Here is a 17,940-nt window from a genome sequence, read left to right as displayed (position 1 = left end):
CTACCGCCTCCCCGGCGAGACTCCGCACGTTGAGACCGTCCTCGGGCCGGGCGAGATGATCACGAGCGTGACCCTCCCTCCCCCGCCGCCGGGCCGTCACGTCTACCGCAAGGTGCGCGACCGGGCCTCGTATGCCTTCGCTCTAGTCTCCGTGGCGGCCATCGTCGCGATCGATCGGGGATGGATCACCGAAGCCCGGGTGGCATTTGGCGGGGTAGCGCCCAAGCCCTGGCGGTCGGCCGAGGCGGAGGCCGCACTGGCGGGCCGTCCGGCCACGATGGTCACCTTTCGGGCTGCGGCTGAGGCGGCCATGGCGCAGGCCGTAGGGCACGGGCAAAACGACTTCAAAATCGAGGTGGCCAAGCGCACGCTCTTCCGCACGCTGGCGCAGGCGGTCCAGGCGGGATGAGGAGACCGCTATGACGGTGATCGGGCAACCCCTCGACCGCGTCGACGGCCCGCTCAAGGTCACCGGCCGGGCCACCTACGCCTACGAGTACTGGGAGGCCGGCCAACCGCTCTACGGGTTTATCGTTGGTGCGACGATCGGCCGCGGCCGCATCGCGAGAATCGACACGACCCATGCCGAGCAGTCACCAGGCGTGTGCATGGTGATGACATATCGCAACACTCCTCCTCAAGGCGCCCCAGACGCGTCCATTCCGTCGCCATACCTCCGCGCCCAGCCGGCGCTCGTCGGCCCCGACATTCATCACTACGGCGAGCCCGTGGCGCTCATCGTCGCCACGACCTTCGAACAGGCGCGGGCGGCGGCGAATCTCATCGACATCGACTACGCCGCCGAGCCGGGACAGTACGACTTTGCCGCGCGCCAGGATCACACGTACGCTCCCAAACGCGTGAAAGGCCTTTGGGAGGCCGACACGGCGGTGGGCGATTTCGACTCCGCGTTTGACACTGCCCCGGTCAAAGTGGATCAGCGCTACACGACGCCGTATCAGTTCTCCCAGCCGATGGAACCGAACGCCTGTCTCGCGGTCTGGCATGGCGACGATCTGACGATCTACGTGAGCGCCCAGGTCGTCAATAATGCCCGCACTTCGATCGCCAGCACGCTTGGGATCGACCCACAGCGGATCCATGTGGTCACCCCTTTTGTCGGCGGGGGATTCGGCTCCAAGCTGGGCATCCACTCCGAAACCATCCTCGCAGCGCTCGCGGCTCGACAGATGAAACAGCCGGTCAAGGTCGCGATGACGCGGCAGCAGATCTTTCACCTCGTCGGACAGCGCCCCACGTCGAGCCAGCGGGTGCGACTGGGCGCCGGGCGGGACGGCCGGTTGGTCGCCATTGCCCACGAGGTGAATATGCCTACGAACCCCCGCGAGGAGTACACCGAGCAGACCGCCACCACGACCCGGAGCCTCTACGCCGCGCCCAACCGGTTGACGCGCCATCGGCTGACGCCGCTCGATCTTCCGCGGGGGGAGGACGTCCGGGCCCCGGGCGAAGCGCCGGGCCTTCTGGCGGTCGAGTCGGCAATGGATGAGCTTGCGTATGCGCTCGGGATGGATCCCATCGAGCTGCGGATCCGGAACGAGCCTTCGCTCGATCCCGAGCGGGGCGTTCCGTTCAGCGACCGCCGTCTAGTCGAGTGTATGCGCGAAGGGGCGCGCCGTTTCGGGTGGGAGCGCCGTCCCGCGCGACCTTCGAGTCTGCGCGACGGCCGGTGGCTGGTCGGCTATGGCATGGCGGCCGCCATCCGCATGCACTTCCAGGGAGCGACGAAGGCCAGGGTCCGGATGGGTCCGGACCGCATCGCCGTCGTCCAGACCGACATGACCGACCTCGGTACCGGCACCTACACGATCCTGACCCAGGTCGCCGCCGACCGGCTCGATCTGCCGCTCGATCGCGTGCGGATCGAGTTGGGGCGTTCCGAGTTTCCGGTCAGCGCGGGGTCCGGCGGCTCGTGGGGCGCCGCCAATTCGAGCACCGCCGTCCATCGGGCGTGCGAAGCCCTGCGGGAGAAGCTCCTGACCTCGGGCGGCCGCATCCCTCCGGAGGGCCTCGAGGCGGAGGGCGAGATCGCCGGCATGCGGGATGATCCGAACTACATGGCCTACTCGATCCATACCTATGGTGCCCACTTCGCGGAAGTCGGCGTCGACGTCGATACGGCCGAGATCCGTCTCCGGCGGATGCTGGGCGTCTTCGCGGCGGGCCGCATCCTGAACGCCAAGACAGCACGCTCGCAGTTAATCGGTGGCATGACCGTGGGGGTGAGCTATGCCTTGTTCGAAGAGGCCCTCGTCGACACGCGCTCCGGCGCCTTCGTCAACCGGGATCTCGCCGAATATCTGGTCCCCGTGCACGCGGACATCCCCGAGATCGGCGCCGTGCTGCTCGACGGGTTCGACGACAAGGCTAACGTCCTCGGCGTGAAGGGCCTCGGCGAGCTGGGCAATTGCGGGGCCGGGGCGGCCGTCGCGAACGCGGTCTTCAACGCCACCGGCGTGCGCGTGCGCGACTTTCCCATCACGCTCGAGAAGGTGCTGCCCGGGTTGCCCGTCGTGGAAGTTTGAATCGCACCACCCCGGTACCGGCACCGGTGGCCGATGGTCCGTGCAAGACAGACGCCACCGCTCCTATCTCTTTTGCGGCACCAGCACCGCCGCTGCGGCCAGGACGACGGGCAGTGACCAGGCCCAACCTCCCAACAAGGAAACCGGTGCGGCGCCCGCAACGCAGCTATTCTCCAGCCGTCTCCGCCAGTGTATCTACCACGGCGATATTCTGCAATAGCTCCTGCGGCAGGCCATGCCGCTTCTTTAAGTATTCCGGGCTGTTATACGAAATCCGCGCTTTCCCTTCGCTATCTTCCCACACAAGAATCTTGAGAGGGAGGTCAATGGCGATGCTCGGAGCGGCCAGCATGAGGGGGGTTCCTGCCTTCGGGCTGCCGAATATCAGTAGTTTCGTGGGACGCATCTTCATCCCAATCTTTTCCGCTTCTCCGCTGTGGTCGACCAGCGCGAACAATGTCACGCCTTTGGCTTGCAAGATACTCTTGAGCCTGTCCACCGTCTGTTCAACGGAGTGATTGCTGGGCCTGTCAATGATTCCGTTGCCGATTGTCGGTGTTGCCATGTCTCTTGCCCCCCTGTATTCGGAATGCGTAATCGAGGAACCACCGAGGGAACCCAGGGACGTCGCTGCCTTCATTGCCGATGAGATCGCACTGAACGCCAATGTTCGACAGGCGGTGTCCGTCGGATCGCGCCGGGCGTACTGAAGAGACGTGTGCTCTAGTCCTGTGACATGAGTTACGATTTCGTCGTAGAGGGGTTTTGTGCCTCAGGAGCGGCGCTCGCTCGCACGGTGTCCACCCGTCTCCTCCCAGCCTTTCTAATCCACTATTGCTTCCTCATGACATTCAGACGTATTCGTGAGACCGCCATGATCTGTGCGTTTGGATGCCGATGCAGCATCACCCCGAGGTGGTGATGGGTAGCTGCCTCCAAGACCGTGTCAGTCCATCGCGTGGCCAGCGCTTTCTCAAGATGCGTGAGTGAGTCAAAGTAGTAGTGAAAGTCAAATACGTCCACTGCCTGGAGCGCAAAGAGCCCCCGCCGGATCACCCGGCGCACCGCAAGGTTGGCGGCGCGATAATCTGCTACCGGCTTCAGTGTCTTGAGGTAGCCTGCATGAACTCTCTCGTCCCCTGCTATGCAGTAGACTTGAGGATGCCTAGTACGATTCGGAGGGTGCGCCGACCGGTCGGGCCGGAGATCGGCGAGCACACCCTGCGGGGCGAGCACAGCATGGAGCAATTCCAGGGCATGGACCATGCCCTCACGGGGCACTCATCAAAGCGACCAAGAAAGCACCGCGATCTCAAAGCTCTGGTCGGGAAATTGTAAATTCTCGGCGGGCCCCGTTCTATATTGGACTTTATTCCTCAAAGACGCCGGCGTCAATTCCCGCGCGCGCCGAATGAGTGAGGCATTCGGGTCGATAGCAACGACTGTCCGAGCCACGCCCGCGACTCTTCTGGTCAGCCGCCCGTCCCCGCATCCGATTTCTAGGATACGCGCTCCCGCTAACGGAACATGGCTCCGCAGGACTCGTACTTCGGTGCGCTCAGGGTCCCGACGATACCCTTTCATTTCATCCCTCCTTGCTCATCCCCGTTGGATTGACGGGCCCTACCGTCTGGGTCACAACGCGGGGCCAGCGGAGTCATTGGGTCGGCTTGACCATGCGGAAATGTGCAGTATAGATGGGGATCTGCTCCTCGGGGATCTGCGTGAACAACCAGTCCAAAAACTCGACTGAGAACAGCGGGTAGCGCTGGAGGCGATCGCGGCCCAGCGGGAAACGGTCCCCCACGACCGCGATGTCGACAAACCCTGCTTTGCGGCCGGCCTCGATGAGCGCTTGCTCCGCAAGCGCGCCCGCGAGTCAGCCGGCGTAGGCCGCTTCGTTTTCCAGGACCTCTTTGGGCAGGCATCCGTCCACAACGGAATCAGCGAAGACCAGCCGGCCGCCAGGTCGCAGCACGCGGAAGATCTCCCGGAACAACTTGCCCTTCGACGCGACGAGGTTGATCACGCCGTTGCAGATGGCCACATCCACGCTCGCCTCGGGCAGCGGGATCGCCTCTATCCGCCCCTCGATGAACTGGATGTTGCTAAGGCCAGCGAGCGCGGCGTGCGCGCGCGCCCGTTTCAGCATCGATGGCGTCATGTCGAGCCCGTAGACGCATCCGCGCGGGCCCACACGTTTCGCCGCGAGCAGGGTGTCGATTCCCCCGCCGCTCCCGAGGTCGAGCACAGTCTCGCCGGGGCGAATCTCAGCGACCCGCACCGGATTCCCCAGCCCCAAGGCCATCGCGATGGCGGGGCCCGGTACCTCCGCCAGTTCGGAGGGATCGTACAGGCTGTCCGCAACCGCGGAGTCGCCCTCGGGGATGACCGCCCCATACGTCTCCCGCACGATGCGGGCGGCCTCGGTGTCTGACCAGCGGAGGTCCGGCTGCTCACCCATGACGCGCTCCTCCTCGCCCGTTGTCGCCTTCTACGATATGCGCATGCAGCAACGGCGTCCAATAGGAATTTCCGGTCGCGATCCATAAGCATGTTCTTATGGAACACGCGCTCGTGAACGTCGAGGACTTGGCGATGCTCGTCCGCGTCGTCGATTCGGGCGGCGTAACCCGAGCGGCCGAAGCCCTGCACGTCGCTCAGCCGGCCGTGACGCAACGGCTCCGGCGGCTCGAACGCGTGCTGGGGACGCCGCTGGTGGAGCGCAAAGGACGGAGCCTGGGGCTGACGGGGGCGGGAGAGGCAGTCGTGCCCCTAGCCCGGCAGGTGCTGCAGTTGCTCGACCGGATCCCGGCGGCGATTGGGGAGGTGCAGGGGTGGCTGCGGGGCGATCTCGTCGTCGGCGCCAGCACGACGGTCGGCGAGTTCGTCCTGCCCAGGCGGCTCGGGCCGTTCGGCCGGGCGTATCCGCACCTGGCGGTGCGCCTGAGGATCGACAACACGCAGCGGACGGCGGAGCGCGTGCTCGACCACAGCATCTCGCTCGCGTTCGTGGGGCTGCGGCCGGCGCACACCGCGCTGGCAATCCTGCCGTTTGTGCGGGACGAGATCCTGCTGGTGGCGGCGGCAACGCATCCGCTGGCCGGCCGCCGCGTCTCCGTCGATGCGCTCGGCCGGACCCGGCTGCTCCTCCGCGAGGAGGGCTCTGCGACCCGCGCGCTGGCCGTGGCGGCATTGGCGCGTTGCGGCGTCCGCACCGAGTCGCTCAAGGAGTTCGGCAGCAACGCTGCCTTGCGGACGGCCGTGCTCGCAGGGTATGGCGTCGCGGCGATCTCTCAAGAAGCCGTGGCGGACGATCTGCGCGCTGGCCGAGTCAAGCCGGTCCGTCTACCGAGGTGGCGCTGTCATCGCCGCTTCTTCATCATCTATCGTCGGGATCACACGCTGACGCGGGTTGAGCAGACACTTCTGCGCTTCGTTCGTCGTCCGCCGGCGCGTGTGACGTCCACCGGCAGACAGCGACTCTAGCGGATCTTTCGTAACCGCTGACGGCCCTGTGGTGCTGCCGGTCGTACGGCGCGACAGCCCCGATCTAGTTATCCTCGATCTGGAGCTTCTAAATGGCTAGAGCGCATCGCCGGGTTCAATGCTTTCTCTTCCGGATTGTATATGCGGATCGTCAAGTTGAACAGGCCGCTGGGCGGAATCGGCAACCAGTTTTATCTGGTCCGCCCGCTTGAGCACTTCGGGTGGGATCGTGACGCCGATCTCCCGAGCCGTCTTCAGGTTCACGATCAGCTCATAGCGCGTCACCGTCTCCACCGAGAGTTCGCCTGGTTTGGCTCCCTTCAGAATCTTCTCCACGTACGCTGCCATACGGCGGATTGCCGCGACTTGGCTTGTTCCATAGGCGATGAGTCCCCCGGCCGCTGCTCTGGACGGCGCAAACATACTGCTCGAGGCAACCCCACAGCATCCAAGACCAGCCGCAGCCCGCACTTCGGTACCGACGTCCGAACCAGCACGACCTTCTGCGTGGGGCTCATAGTGTGGGGCGCAAGAAGTTTTTTAAAAGGGCGATTTCCACTTCTTTCTTGCCGAGCAGTTGCTCCAGCTCAGCAATCCGGCGCTCATAGTCCTCCTTGGCACTGTCTCCAGCAAAGATCTCCGCCCCCCCTCCAGTTAGACTCTTTGTTCGGGCCTGGCGATTTCGCCTGGATATATAGATCGATGGGGTTCATCCCATCTCCGTGGGGCTGTGGAAGAAGACCTTCCTGGAGCCAAGGATCGTGACCAAGTCGAGACAGGCATGGTTAGCGATATGATCCGGCATCATAGTTCCACGATGTAGGTGACCTAATGCCGGATCTCGTACGAAGTGTTCATTGCGCAGCGCGTATTCATATCTGCCGTCAGGCAAGTAACCTTGGATGGGATTACCCACAGCATACCCTGCCATTGTGAAGGCTCGGCGGACCAAGTCTTGCGTAAAGTGCACCGCCTCGCCAGTGCCGCGATCGGTGCGCCAGCTGGCTGCGGACGCGTGAGCCACCAACTGCTTGGACACCTTGACAACGAAATCGGCGCACCGGACAACGATGCACATAGTACCGTCGATGTGTGGGTGTGGTCGCGTCCGGAGCACGTTCATGGCCTTTCGGGCCAGCAGAATCACAAGACGGCGCGGTGCGGCGCTGCCTCCAGGCTGATGAACGACGGGGTTGGCCGCTTCGCTGACGTAGCAACCGCCATACGCGAATATGAGAGCGCCATGTCGGCCCGAATGTCGGCTGAAATTTCAGTGAGAACTACTGAAAAAATGAAGTTGAGACTTAAATACGATATGACCGGTAACGCGAGACCCGAGTCGGCGATTTGCCGAAGTGCAGCGGCGCTGGGCCCTAGCGATGGGCGCTGACTCTCAAGGTGAATCGGAAAAACGAAATAGTCATGAGAAAGAGGGATATCATGAGCAAGACTATGTTTATTCTCGGTGGAACGGGCTTCATTGGACATGAGGTAGTCATTCAGGCTGTGGAGGCAAGGTGGCAAGTCAAAGCTCTCGTTCGTTCAGAAGTAGGCGCAAGCAAGGTGAGGCAGATCGACGCGCTCCCTGTCGTGGGCAATATCTACCAGCCCGATGCGTGGATAGCTGAAGTTCAGGGGAGTACGGTCTTGATTGATCTGACGCAACCAAGGTTACCCAAACGCTGGAGCAAATCCGCTATGAAGTCCCTCTCGACAGAGCGTCAAGCGATGACGCGTGCTACGCTGGAAGCTCTGCGGAGGTTGCCTGCCGAAAAGCGACCCGTCTTCTTTTCTGTGAGCGGAGCCGACGACCTGCAACCGGATGCGCAGGGTACCATCAGCCAGCATTCACTCGTACGTGACCATCCTAGGGGGTTTGCCTACATTGGGATTCCCGTCCGCCACTTAGTAGAAGCCTCGGGCATCGAGGCCACTTATGTCTACGTCGGCAGTCTCGTCTACGGGCCAGGCAAGGTGTTCGCCGACCTCGTCATTACGGCGCTTCGAAATGGGTCGGCTCGTATCATCGGAGCAGGAACGAACCGTGTGCCGCTCATCCACGTGACGGACGCGGCCCGTGCGCTGGTTCATCTCGCTGGACTCCCCCGCACCGAACTGGTCGGTCATACGTTCATCGCCATGGACGGTTCCGACACGACACAGCGTGAACTATTCGACGAGACCGCAGCTCTCATGGGGGTCAAGCGTCCCGGAGCAGTTCCGGCATGGCTAGCTGCGCTCATTGCGGGGTCGGTCGTCGTGGAGACGATAACCCTTGATGCGCATGCCGATCCTTCAGCGTTGCTCGCAACCGGGTTCCGTTTTCGCTATCCTTCGCCCAGGCAGGGTATCCCAGCAACACTGGCGGCGCTCAAGGGTAACCCGAAAACGGCGCGAACCAAGTCTTGACATGTGTCCCACATCTCGTACTACAGGCAAGACAGTTCCAACATACTCGACAAATCGATCGAACAGATGGCGATTCGCAAGCCTAAGGTTCATGAGTACCTCAGGCAGATTGTTGGCGGTGGGCTGTAGGGTAGTATTCGGACCAGACCGGCAGCTCCCGATATGAAGTCGTGGGCGTCAAACTCGGATATTCGGGCTAATTAATTGCTGACGATTTCCGAGGCGCATCACTAGTATCAAGCCCTTGCGGCGGCTTTCGAACTCGGCGCAAGGCCTGCTCGAGGCCGCACTTCACGCTCAACGGTGCCCCGAAGTTCGTCTTGTGCCACCTCGAGGTCGTAGGCCGCTTGCGCGTTCAGCCAAAAGCGCGCGCTGGTGTCAAAGTAACGCCCAAGGCGCAAGGCTGTGTCTGGAGTAATGCCTCGACGCTCATGCACGATTTCCGCGATGCGAGTAACAGGGACGCGGAGATCAAGGGCCAGCTTGTTCATACTGATGCCGAGTGGCCCCATGAAATCCTCGCGGAGGATTTCGCCAGGATGAATCGGTGGCAGCCTTTTGGACTTAGTCATATGCTCTCCTAATGGTAATCCACAATCTCAACGTCGTAAGCATCCCCATCCCGCCACACAAAGCAGATGCGCCACTGTGCTGCCTAATCGCGACTGGATCGTGCCCCAGGAGTTCATGAAGTCTTTTGCTAGCGCCCGGACTTTGGTTTCTCTCGGAATCTGGTCGGCGAACCCGGATGCAGAAAGTCATGATTTTCTTGGTGGGCGAGGCAGGGGTCGAACCCGCGACCTCCCCGGTGTAAGCTCGAGGGCCGCCCTAACGCCCGGTCACGATCTTCCGCGAACCGCCCTTATCTTCACGGCTCCCCACTCGTGTCTTCTCGTTTCGCCATGGCGCTTCCCGCCTGGTCACGGCTCTCGGAATAGCGCCGGAATAGCAGGGGGCTGTCTGCAATCCTAACGGTCATGCCATATCCCGGTCTTGAGCCGACGACACCTTATGGGCGGCCGATGAAACACGCATTTGCAAAATCATATATTCTCCGATCAGGGAATCAGATTCGCTGGGAGCTCGCCCCGCGCGACTCGGGTGATGTTCTCTGCGATAAGCTTCGCCCGTGCTGCCAGCGTCCCTTCCGTCCAGCCGGACACGTGGGGCGTCATGAGGACGTTGGGCAACTCGTGGAAAGGGCAGCGCGCGGGAAGAGTTGAACCGGGTCCGATCGGATACCGATACCAGACGTCAAGAGCAGCACCAGCGATCGCCCTTTCGGCCAGCGCTCGATAGAGCGCCTCTTCGTCGACGATCTCTGCGCGAGCCACGTTGATGAGGAAGGCGGTCGGCTTCATCAATCGAAACTCTCGTTCCCCGAGGAGGCTGCGGGTGGCCCCCGTGAATGAGAGCGTGATTGCCAGATAGTCCACGCGTCGCAAGACTTCATTCAAGGCGTCTGGTCCACCGAGGAACTCGAGTCCTTGCGGGTCTAATTGCGTCACGTCGCGTCGGATCGCCCAAATTGCCATATCGAATGCCCGGGCGCGCCGGGCCACAGCCTGTCCGATCCGACCATAGCCGAGAATGCCGAGCGCCTTACCTGCAAGTTCCGGCCAAGGCGGCGGCGCCGACACCGCCCACTGGCTCTCCCAGTCTCCCCGCCGGAGGCGGGCGTCTAGGCGGCAGAAGCCGCGACTCAACGCCACCACGGCCCCGATCACGTACTCCGCGATGCCGACTTCGTGGCCATAGGCATTCGCCAGCCATGCACCGGCGGGAAGCGCAGATCGGTCGATCCGGTCGAAACCGGCACCGGGCACCTGCACAAGCTTGAGTCGTCGGGCCGCCTCGCCCATCTCACGGGTAAACGCAAGGGTCACCAGCACGTCCACCTCGGGAAGCTGCGAGACGATCCCGCCCTCATCTTCCACGATGACGTCGCACGGGATTCCAAGGTGGGCCCCTACTCGCTCCGCGAAGCGGGCGGCGAAGGTCCCAGTGAAGGCAACCCGAAGCATGGACAACCTCCCTTCTGATTTCGTGGGTCTGAGCGGAACGGGAATGCGCTAATCATGACCGGGCCCGCGTGCCGATACGGACTGGGGTCGCTCCGGGGCCAATTCCGCCGAATCCGCTCGACGGAATCGCTGCGGGGACTCCGACACGTTTCGCTCATGGCGCGTTTCTTCGCTTGCCGGCCAGTGTTTCCCTCAGAGCGCGCTCATGATCTTGGTAATGCACTCTGCTGTAAAGTCATTGGGTACGTCGAGAAAGTCGCCGGCAAAGCCGGCGGAGGCATCGGTAATGATCGCGGCCACGACCGAAAGTGACGGACAGACCCACAAGAACGCGCGGCTGGGCTCGCCCGAAGATCGAAAAGATCCAAACCCGGCATGACCATACGAATCTGCTGGGACCCGCGGCCACAGGGCATGGCCAGCGTTGACAAACCAACCGTAGCCGTAGTGGGAACTTGGGATATCGGGGTTCACAAGGGACGTTGCCCGCTTAACGTATGCCTCCGGGATCAACTGCTGCCCGCGCCAGCGGCCCGAGTTGCACCAAAGCTCACCCCACGTCGCGAGATCGGCAAGGTCAGAGTCGATGGCGAGTTTGGGCCCCGGATTCTCGACATCTCCCGGAGTAAACCGGCCGGGGAAATGGTAGATTTTCCAGGATGCCGCATCCAGGGGCTCCTTGAAGCGACGCGCGATTTCGGCGGCGATCTCGTCATGAGGAAATCCCCAGTAACGACCGACCACCCGCTCTGCGGCCGTAGAGGCGGCGCTGTTGTAGAGAAATCGTAAGCCGGGCGGATCGGGGGTCATCCACCCCGACACCCCGCTGGCTAAATGATGCAGTGTGATCTCGGTGTCGCCCGGATCACCGCTGATGGCCGCGAGTTCCGGCCACATATTGGTCGCCTTGAGGTGAATCGTGAAATCGCTCCTGTCGGATGTGCAGCCAATCAACGCGCTGTTGAACGATTTTCGGATGCTGCCGATCTCGAACAATATGTCGGCAGTCATCCCCCGACAGACCTCGTGACCAACGGTGGTCCCGTGATGGCGGATTACGCAGCCTAGCGGGGCGTCGCCGAGCGATCGGGTGATCCATTCCACCGCGGCACGCAGCCGGCGGTGATGCGGGGAATACCGGCTCTCCACTTTCACGGCTCGCCCGCGTCTGGCACCCGGACCCGACATCGTTTGTGCACAACGACGCCTTCGGCCATGACCAAGCTGGGGTGCTTGAGGATCCGCAGATCAGTCATCGGATCCCCGTCCACGGCGATCACGTCGGCGACCAACCCCTGGTGGACTCTTCCCGTCTCGAAAACAATGCCCGCATCATCCGCTGCCGCGCCAGTAGCAGCCGTGATCGCCTCAACGGCGGTTTTACCGCAACGACTGCGCAACAATGCTTTCGGCGGCGGCGGTCACCCCGAGACGGTCCCGCACCACTATCCCGTCCTTCATGACAAACCGGACTGTCTTCAGAGCGCCGATGTCGGTCAGCGGGTCGCCATCGAGGGCGACGAGATCCGCATACGCTCCTCCGGCCAGGGTCCCCACTTGCCCCTCCATGCGCAACAACTCGGCTGCGCGTGTCGTTGCTGAGCGGATCGCGTCCAGGGGTTCCATTCCATAGGACACCATCAAGTCGAATTCGTCGACTTGCTCGCCGTGTGGGAATGACCCCACATCTGTTCCGAAGCAGATCTTGGCGCCCGCCCGCAATCCCCACTGAAACGCCTGCTTGTGTCGACGAACGAACTCGCGGTCAAAGTCCGAGAACTGCCGTTTGTGGTAGGTGGCCATCGTAGGAATCCAGAAGGCCCCGTGCTCGACCAGAAGCGCGAGGATCGACTCGTCGAACAGCGGGCCATGTTCGAGGGACCGCGCTCCCCCAAGAATGGCCGCTCGCGCACTGTCGCCTCCGTACGCGTGGGCAATCACGTCTCTGCGCCACCGCCTTGCCTCCTGCACGATGAGCTGCACGTCCTCGAGGCTGAGTTGATGGAGCGGTTCCATCGTCTCGCGGTCAACATCGCGCCGGGTGCTCGAGGCATAGATCTTGATCCAGTCGGCCCCGAGTTTGACCTGACGCCGCACTTGCGCAGTCATCTGGTCCCGCGTGTCGGCCGCTCCGGACATGGAGGGCAGGTTGAGCTCAGGATTCACGCCTTGAAGGGTCATGTCGCCCGCGCTAATCGTGATCCCGTCAGAGGCCACCTGCATCCTGGGGCCCGGCACGATGCCCCGATTGATGGCATCTCGCAAGGCTACGTCTCCATGCCACGCACCCTCGTTATCGGTATCGCGGATCGTCGTGAAACCAATCTCGAGGGCCGTCCGCGCCGCCGCCACTCCCTCAATCATGCGGTACATTTGGGTTTTGAAGAGAATGGCCGGCGGCCACACCTGGTCCTCCGGACGCAGCAGCATATGTGTGTGACAGTCGATCAGCCCCGGCAACAGCGTATGGTGGCCCAGGTCCAGCGTCGACGCCCCGGCCGGCGCTGCGTCGGTCACCGATTCTATCCGGTTCCCGCGGACGACCACGTACCTGTTGTTGAGCACCTCGCCGGTCAGCGGTTCCAACACTCGCGAGGCCTTCACGGCGATGCGCGCGTCGGATTGAGTCCGCCGGTTCTCGGTCACGATAACCCCTCCCGCGGAGCGCAGTTAGTGTACTTCTACTGTTTCCATTGCTGATGGGAATCGCGAGTTGGTGAACGTCAAGTCGGTCGCACCGGTGGGCGGTCCAGAATGGCGTGCCCGACGGGAACATATATCGCGCGAGCACCTCAGGTGTCCTCAAGCGATTTGGGGGCCCGCGGGCCGCTCCTGTCGACGCGCACGCGGTTGTCGTGATAGACGGCGCCGCCGCCCATGTCCGAGTCGCGCTCGTCGACAGTAGCGTTGATCGTCGCACCTTCCTTCGAGCGGCCCGGCCACCGGCCTTTGGTGCTGGCGACCACGCCGGGCCGGATGCGATCGCTCACGTCTGCGACGGCGAAGAACGCGCCTCGAGCGTTCGCGACCCGCACCTCGTCCCCGGCCGCAATTTGCCGGGGCCCGGCATCGTCGGGATGGATCAGCAGCGTCGCGACCCCCGATCGCTGCTGCTGCCTCGGCACGTTGCCGAAGATCGAATTCAGGAAGTAGTGATCGGCGGGCGTCACAAGGGCGAGCGGGTATTCGCGGGCCAGGGCCGTATCGCGCTGCGACGTCTCGTGCGCGGGCGTGTAGCCCGCGACCGGATCCAAGCCGGACTGCGCCATTCGCTCGGAGGTGAATTCCAACTTGCCCGACGCAGTCGGAAAGGTGCTCGCGAATGGGATGAAGGGACGGCGATAGTTCAGCCGCATCCAACCGCGAGCCTTCAGCTCCTCGATTGTGATCCCGGTCAAGGACGGATGCCCGCTTTCAAGCACCTGCCGAGCGATCGTCTCGTCACTGTCGTACAGTGCCGGCGTATCGAGGCCCATCGCGCGCGCGAGCCGCCGGAACATCTCCGTCGCAGGCAGGCACTCGCCCGGCGGCGGCGCGGCCGGCTCGTTCCAGGCCACGTATAGATGCCCGTACGCGATCAGGAGATCGCGGTGCTCGATCTGCATCGTAGCCGGCAATACGATGTCCGCGTAACGTGCGGTGTCGGTGAGAAAGTGCTCGACCACGACGGTGAACAGATCGTTCCGTGCGAGGCCACGCAGCGCCTTCGACTGGTGTGGGACGCTAGCCGCGGGATTGCTAGCATACACGAATAGCGCTTTGACCGGCGGGTTGTCAACCTCAAGCAGTCCTTCGCCGAGTCGCTTCATGTCCAGCGTGCGCGTTGGCCGGGCCCGGAGATCATCGCGGGACAAGGCGGCCCAGTTTACGCCAAAGAAGCCCCGCGTATCGTAGAAGACGCCGCCGCCCGGGTATTTCCAGTCGCCGGTCACGCCGGGAATGCATGTGATCGTCCGCACCGCCATCCCGCCGCCGCCGTGACGCTGAAGGCCGATGCCGATGCGAATGCCCGTCGGCCGCGTTCCGGCGAGTCGCTTTCCCAGTTCGACGATCGATTCAGTCGGAAGCCCCGTAATCGCGGCCGCGCGGGACGGCGGAAACTCGAGTATCCGCCGGCGAAACGCCTCCCAGCCGACGGTACGATCGCCGATGAATTGCCGATCCTCCTTGCCTTCGATCAGCACGACATGCAGCAGGCCGAGGGCGAGCGCGGCATCTGTTCCGGGCATCGGCGCGAGGTGCCAGTCGCTCGCCGCGGCGGTCCGCGTCCGAATCGGATCGATCACGACGATCGGCGCCCCGTTCTTCCTCGCCTCCAGGATGAATCGCCAGAGGTGGTGATGCGTTGACAGTACGTTCGCACCCCAAAGCACAACGAGCTTCGAGAACCGGAGCGTCTCCGGATCCATTCCGACACGATTGTCACCCAGCGTGTAACCGGTGCCGAATCCACCTGCGATCGTGCACATCGTGTACACAGAACGCGACGCGCCGAGCACGTTCCAGAGCCGTTGTCCGGCGCCGTAGATGCCTTGGATCAGCCCCATGTTACCGCTGCCCGGATAGGGCCAAATCGCCTCGGCGCGATGCTTGGCGATCGCGTCGCCGAGCGCTGCCGCGATCCTCTCGAGCGCCTCGTCCCAAGAGATCCGGGTGAACTCACCGCTCCCCTTCGGTCCGGTACGGCGCATTGGATACAACAGGCGATCGGCCGAGCGGGCGTACGTCAGGTAATCCGTGACCTTGTTGCACAGTGCCCCGTGAGTGTAGGGATGGTCGGGGTCGCCGCGAAGTGCGATTGGTTCGCCGTTTTTGACGGTCACGATCCAACTGCATGTGTCCGGGCAATCGAGCGGGCACGCACCACGAATCTGTCCGTCACCGGGCCCCGGTGTCATTGGTTCAGGGAGTTCGGCGGCCGTACTCGCGTCCATGTTCATAGGCGGCGCGTCAGGATCGACCGAGATAGGCGACGGCGTCCATCTCGATCATCATGCCGGGCACCATACCCAGATCGCTTCCCACCGTAGTGCGCGCCGGATACGGCTTCATGAACCGACGGGCGTACACCGCGTTGTACCGGGGGAACAAGCTAGTGTCGCTGAGGTGCACCGCCACCTTGACCACGTCCCCGAGCCCGGCGCCTTCAGCCTGTAGGATCGCCTCGATGTTTGTGATCGTCGCCTCGGTCTGTTCTTCGATCGTCGTGCCTCTCACTGCACCATCCGGTCCAATCGGCCCCGTGCCGGTGACGAAAATAAAATCGCCCGCCCGCCATCCGTGTGAGTAGGCACCGCGCGGAGGCGCGCCTTTTTCGGCCTGAATCACGTGTTTAGTCATGGACAGCTCCCGTGGTCCCCGTGTTCGCTTCCCGCGACGTAGACAGTCTCAAAGCTAACCCAGGGCCGGCCGATCCGGAAGATCCAGACGGCGCTAGAGACACTAGACCAGTGCGAAGGGTGCACGCCGTACCTGGTCCATCTGATTCCCGAAGACTGGTACTTTCGGATCGACCAAATTAGCTGCTATGATTAGACCAGTCATGCCGGCGTGGGACATTGCGTTCGAGGCGAATCGGGCGGGAGATTTGCCCATCTTCCTGCAAGTCGCCCGTGCGATCACAGAAGATATACGGCGAGGTCGCTTGCGGCGAGGGGTGAAACTGCCGGGCAGCCGAACGCTCGCGCGGCAACTTGGGGTCCACCGAAACACGATTCTCGCGGCCTATGGGGAATTGCTCGCCGAGGGTTGGCTGGTCACGTCCTCCGCCCGGGGCACGTTCGTTTCCCAGGGCATCCCTGAGCCAAGTGTTCGGAAAGGAAGGATTCCCGCACAGAGCGCGGGAGGCCCGTCGCCCCCGTTGGCGTATGCCATCCGACCCGCGCCTACAGCCCACCGGCCCGAAGCGCTCTCATCGGGTTGCCTCGATATCAGCAGCAGCAACCCGGATCTGCGCGCGTTCCCGATCGAGGCATTGAGTCGAGCCTATCGCAGGGCCCTAAAGCAGCACTGCACCCATCTTCTTGGCTACTGCGATCCCGAAGGCCATGTCGGGCTGAGGGAAGCCATCGCCGCCATGGTCTCGGCCACGCGCGGCCTTCCTGCGACCGCTGCGAATGTGTTTATCACCCGAGGCGCCCAAATGGCGACCATGCTCGTGGGCCGCTCTATCGGAGGATCGGGTGACGCGGTCGCCGTCGAGGCCCTGGGCTATCGTCCAGGCTGGGAGTCCTTCCGGCAGGCTGGCCTCCGGCTCGTTCCGGTCCCGGTCGACCAACAGGGGCTGCGCCTCGATCTCCTAGACAAGCTCGCATGTGGGAGTCGGCTGCGGGCCGTCTACCTCACACCCCACCACCAGTATCCGACGACCGTCACGCTCTCCCCGGGACGCCGCATGGGATTGCTTGATTTGGCGGCGACGCGTGGCTGCGCGATTATCGAGGACGACTACGATCATGAATTCCATTACGATGGCAGACCCGTCATGCCACTGGCGAGCCTTGACCGTCATGGTGTGGTGATCTACATCGGCACCTTGTCCAAGGTGCTGGCTCCGGGATTACGAATTGGCTACGTTGTCGCGCCGGAACCCTTCGTCGAGGCGCTGGCCGGCCACCGATCGTTCGTGGACGCATGCGGCGATCATGTCGTGGAGGCCGCGGTGGCACAGCTGCTCAACGACGGGGAGGTGCCGCGCCACATCAACCGCCTACGGCGTACCTATCTCAAGCGGCGCGACGCGATGGTTGAGACGCTTCAATCCCAGCTGCGCGGCGTCATCAGATTCTCGCAGCCCTCGGGCGGTATGGCGATCTGGGCCGAAGCAACGCCCGAGATCGATGTCGACGCCTGGGCCGCATCCGCGGTTTCGCACGGTGTGGCGTTCCACACGGGGCGCCGATATACATTCGACGAAACCCCGGCGCCGTACGTGCGGCTCAGCTTTGCCTCTTTGTCCGAACAACACCTCCAAGAAGCCGTCCGTCGCATGGCCTTGGCACTGCCCGTCCGCAGACCGCGCGTACCGGCTGGTGCCGCGTATACGAAAATCAAAGAAGAACCGCAGAGCTGAACCATGATCTCGCGGATCCTATGTACTTCACTCGTGACGCAAAGTCAGAAGAATGGGCCGACCCAACCGTTCGGGGATTATGTCGCGCCCTTCACTTCCATGGGTTCCGGGCGCGCGCGTGACCTGTACACTACCTACTGCGCCATCTGGAAGTCGACGCTGCGAGCCTCGGTCACCCGTCTGGACGCGTCCAGGATCTCAAGAGAGACGAGGTTACCCTGCTCATCGTAGTCAAAGGATCACCCCAGGCTTCTCCTCGTCGCTCTCGGCGACCGGCGAACCCTCACGCAGCACGACACTAGACGTGTCCGTCCGCTGATCGTAGACGACCTTCATTTGCGGGCCCTCCAGTACCTATAGACCTTGCTCGAGCGATAGACCGTTACAACTTCCGGGGGGT

Annotated in this window: 16 protein-coding genes and 2 pseudogenes; 6 read left to right on the top strand and 12 right to left on the bottom strand. The window is 63.0% G+C overall.

Features of this window, described 5'->3' with window-relative positions:
- Both VFP86_20075 and VFP86_20070 read left to right on the top strand, forming a co-directional pair.
- Positions 1-409: xanthine dehydrogenase family protein subunit M (locus VFP86_20075; protein HET9001948.1), on the top strand; the 409-nt coding region annotated here is incomplete at its 5' end.
- A 10-nt stretch (positions 410-419) separates the two neighbouring features.
- Positions 420-2,546, top strand: a complete 2,127-nt coding sequence (locus tag VFP86_20070) for a xanthine dehydrogenase family protein molybdopterin-binding subunit (protein HET9001947.1) — start codon at positions 420-422, stop codon at positions 2,544-2,546.
- Positions 2,547-2,712: 166 nt separating this feature from the next.
- Here the strand turns inward: VFP86_20070 and VFP86_20065 are convergent, their stop codons facing one another.
- From VFP86_20065 to VFP86_20050, 4 genes are all read right to left on the bottom strand, one after another.
- The gene (locus tag VFP86_20065; protein ID HET9001946.1) at positions 2,713-3,111 is read right to left on the bottom strand and encodes a DUF302 domain-containing protein; all 399 of its coding nucleotides are present in this window, start codon (positions 3,109-3,111) and stop codon (positions 2,713-2,715) included.
- A gap of 266 nt (positions 3,112-3,377) precedes the next feature.
- A complete protein-coding gene (locus tag VFP86_20060; protein HET9001945.1) occupies positions 3,378-3,812 on the bottom strand; it encodes a hypothetical protein in 435 nt (144 codons plus the stop codon).
- Between the two features lie 391 nt (positions 3,813-4,203).
- Positions 4,204-4,353: a hypothetical protein gene (locus VFP86_20055; GenBank protein ID HET9001944.1), complete on the bottom strand. Its 150-nt coding sequence runs from the start codon at positions 4,351-4,353 to the stop codon at positions 4,204-4,206.
- A gap of 72 nt (positions 4,354-4,425) precedes the next feature.
- The gene (locus VFP86_20050; GenBank protein ID HET9001943.1) at positions 4,426-5,010 is read right to left on the bottom strand and encodes a methyltransferase domain-containing protein; all 585 of its coding nucleotides are present in this window, start codon (positions 5,008-5,010) and stop codon (positions 4,426-4,428) included.
- 98 nt (positions 5,011-5,108) lie between these two features.
- On the opposite strand from VFP86_20050, the gene VFP86_20045 reads away from it, so the two are divergent.
- Positions 5,109-6,035, top strand: coding sequence for a LysR family transcriptional regulator (locus VFP86_20045; GenBank protein ID HET9001942.1), 927 nt, complete (start codon positions 5,109-5,111; stop codon positions 6,033-6,035).
- Between the two features lie 96 nt (positions 6,036-6,131).
- Here VFP86_20045 and VFP86_20040 read toward each other — a convergent pair whose 3' ends face one another.
- Complete coding sequence (locus tag VFP86_20040) at positions 6,132-6,458, bottom strand: ABC transporter substrate binding protein (protein ID HET9001941.1); 327 nt, start codon at positions 6,456-6,458, stop codon at positions 6,132-6,134.
- A 1,017-nt stretch (positions 6,459-7,475) separates the two neighbouring features.
- On the opposite strand from VFP86_20040, the gene VFP86_20035 reads away from it, so the two are divergent.
- A complete protein-coding gene (locus VFP86_20035; protein HET9001940.1) occupies positions 7,476-8,444 on the top strand; it encodes an NAD-dependent epimerase/dehydratase family protein in 969 nt (322 codons plus the stop codon).
- Between the two features lie 236 nt (positions 8,445-8,680).
- Here VFP86_20035 and VFP86_20030 read toward each other — a convergent pair whose 3' ends face one another.
- The 6 genes from VFP86_20030 to VFP86_20005 form a co-directional block, all read right to left on the bottom strand.
- Positions 8,681-9,016 carry a HigA family addiction module antitoxin gene (locus tag VFP86_20030; GenBank protein HET9001939.1) on the bottom strand — a complete coding sequence of 112 codons (336 nt, stop codon included), beginning with the start codon at positions 9,014-9,016 and terminating at the stop codon, positions 8,681-8,683.
- A gap of 486 nt (positions 9,017-9,502) precedes the next feature.
- Positions 9,503-10,468 carry a 2-hydroxyacid dehydrogenase gene (locus VFP86_20025; protein ID HET9001938.1) on the bottom strand — a complete coding sequence of 322 codons (966 nt, stop codon included), beginning with the start codon at positions 10,466-10,468 and terminating at the stop codon, positions 9,503-9,505.
- Positions 10,469-10,660: 192 nt separating this feature from the next.
- Positions 10,661-11,656: a serine hydrolase gene (locus tag VFP86_20020; GenBank protein HET9001937.1), complete on the bottom strand. Its 996-nt coding sequence runs from the start codon at positions 11,654-11,656 to the stop codon at positions 10,661-10,663.
- 192 nt (positions 11,657-11,848) lie between these two features.
- A complete protein-coding gene (locus tag VFP86_20015) occupies positions 11,849-13,114 on the bottom strand; it encodes an amidohydrolase family protein (protein ID HET9001936.1) in 1,266 nt (421 codons plus the stop codon).
- Positions 13,115-13,260: 146 nt separating this feature from the next.
- Entirely contained in the window at positions 13,261-15,366 is a 2,106-nt protein-coding gene (locus VFP86_20010; protein ID HET9001935.1) for a molybdopterin-dependent oxidoreductase, read from the bottom strand.
- 52 nt (positions 15,367-15,418) lie between these two features.
- Entirely contained in the window at positions 15,419-15,808 is a 390-nt protein-coding gene (locus tag VFP86_20005; protein ID HET9001934.1) for a RidA family protein, read from the bottom strand.
- A gap of 187 nt (positions 15,809-15,995) precedes the next feature.
- Between VFP86_20005 and VFP86_20000 the strand changes: the two are divergent.
- Both VFP86_20000 and VFP86_19995 read left to right on the top strand, forming a co-directional pair.
- Positions 15,996-16,241, top strand: a pseudogene (locus VFP86_20000) (winged helix-turn-helix domain-containing protein).
- 87 nt (positions 16,242-16,328) lie between these two features.
- Positions 16,329-17,540 (top strand): PLP-dependent aminotransferase family protein, encoded by a 1,212-nt coding sequence (locus VFP86_19995; protein HET9001933.1) that lies wholly within the window; start codon positions 16,329-16,331, stop codon positions 17,538-17,540.
- A 134-nt stretch (positions 17,541-17,674) separates the two neighbouring features.
- On the opposite strand, the pseudogene VFP86_19990 reads toward VFP86_19995, so the two are convergent.
- Positions 17,675-17,876, bottom strand: a pseudogene (locus VFP86_19990) (DUF2283 domain-containing protein).
- Positions 17,877-17,940 lie beyond the last annotated feature (64 nt).

The organism is bacterium (assembly GCA_035703895.1).
GTDB lineage: Bacteria > Sysuimicrobiota > Sysuimicrobiia > Sysuimicrobiales > Segetimicrobiaceae > Segetimicrobium.
The sequence above is the reverse complement of the archived record's forward strand: the minus strand, read 5'-3'. Positions and strand labels throughout refer to the sequence as shown.

Bases quoted from the DNA above. Each gene is read 5' to 3' on its own strand.
- VFP86_20070 (HET9001947.1), top strand. From the start codon at position 420: ATGACGGTGATCGGGCAACCCCTCGACCGCGTCGACGGCCCGCTCAAG.
- VFP86_20030 (HET9001939.1), bottom strand. From the start codon at position 9,016: ATGACTAAGTCCAAAAGGCTGCCACCGATTCATCCTGGCGAAATCCTC.
- VFP86_20020 (HET9001937.1), bottom strand. From the start codon at position 11,656: ATGTCGGGTCCGGGTGCCAGACGCGGGCGAGCCGTGAAAGTGGAGAGC.
- VFP86_20035 (HET9001940.1), top strand. From the start codon at position 7,476: ATGAGCAAGACTATGTTTATTCTCGGTGGAACGGGCTTCATTGGACAT.
- VFP86_20060 (HET9001945.1), bottom strand. From the start codon at position 3,812: ATGGTCCATGCCCTGGAATTGCTCCATGCTGTGCTCGCCCCGCAGGGT.
- VFP86_20010 (HET9001935.1), bottom strand. From the start codon at position 15,366: ATGACACCGGGGCCCGGTGACGGACAGATTCGTGGTGCGTGCCCGCTC.
- VFP86_20005 (HET9001934.1), bottom strand. From the start codon at position 15,808: ATGACTAAACACGTGATTCAGGCCGAAAAAGGCGCGCCTCCGCGCGGT.
- VFP86_20025 (HET9001938.1), bottom strand. From the start codon at position 10,468: ATGCTTCGGGTTGCCTTCACTGGGACCTTCGCCGCCCGCTTCGCGGAG.
- VFP86_20065 (HET9001946.1), bottom strand. From the start codon at position 3,111: ATGGCAACACCGACAATCGGCAACGGAATCATTGACAGGCCCAGCAAT.
- VFP86_20040 (HET9001941.1), bottom strand. From the start codon at position 6,458: ATGTTTGCGCCGTCCAGAGCAGCGGCCGGGGGACTCATCGCCTATGGA.
- VFP86_20050 (HET9001943.1), bottom strand. From the start codon at position 5,010: ATGGGTGAGCAGCCGGACCTCCGCTGGTCAGACACCGAGGCCGCCCGC.
- VFP86_20045 (HET9001942.1), top strand. From the start codon at position 5,109: ATGGAACACGCGCTCGTGAACGTCGAGGACTTGGCGATGCTCGTCCGC.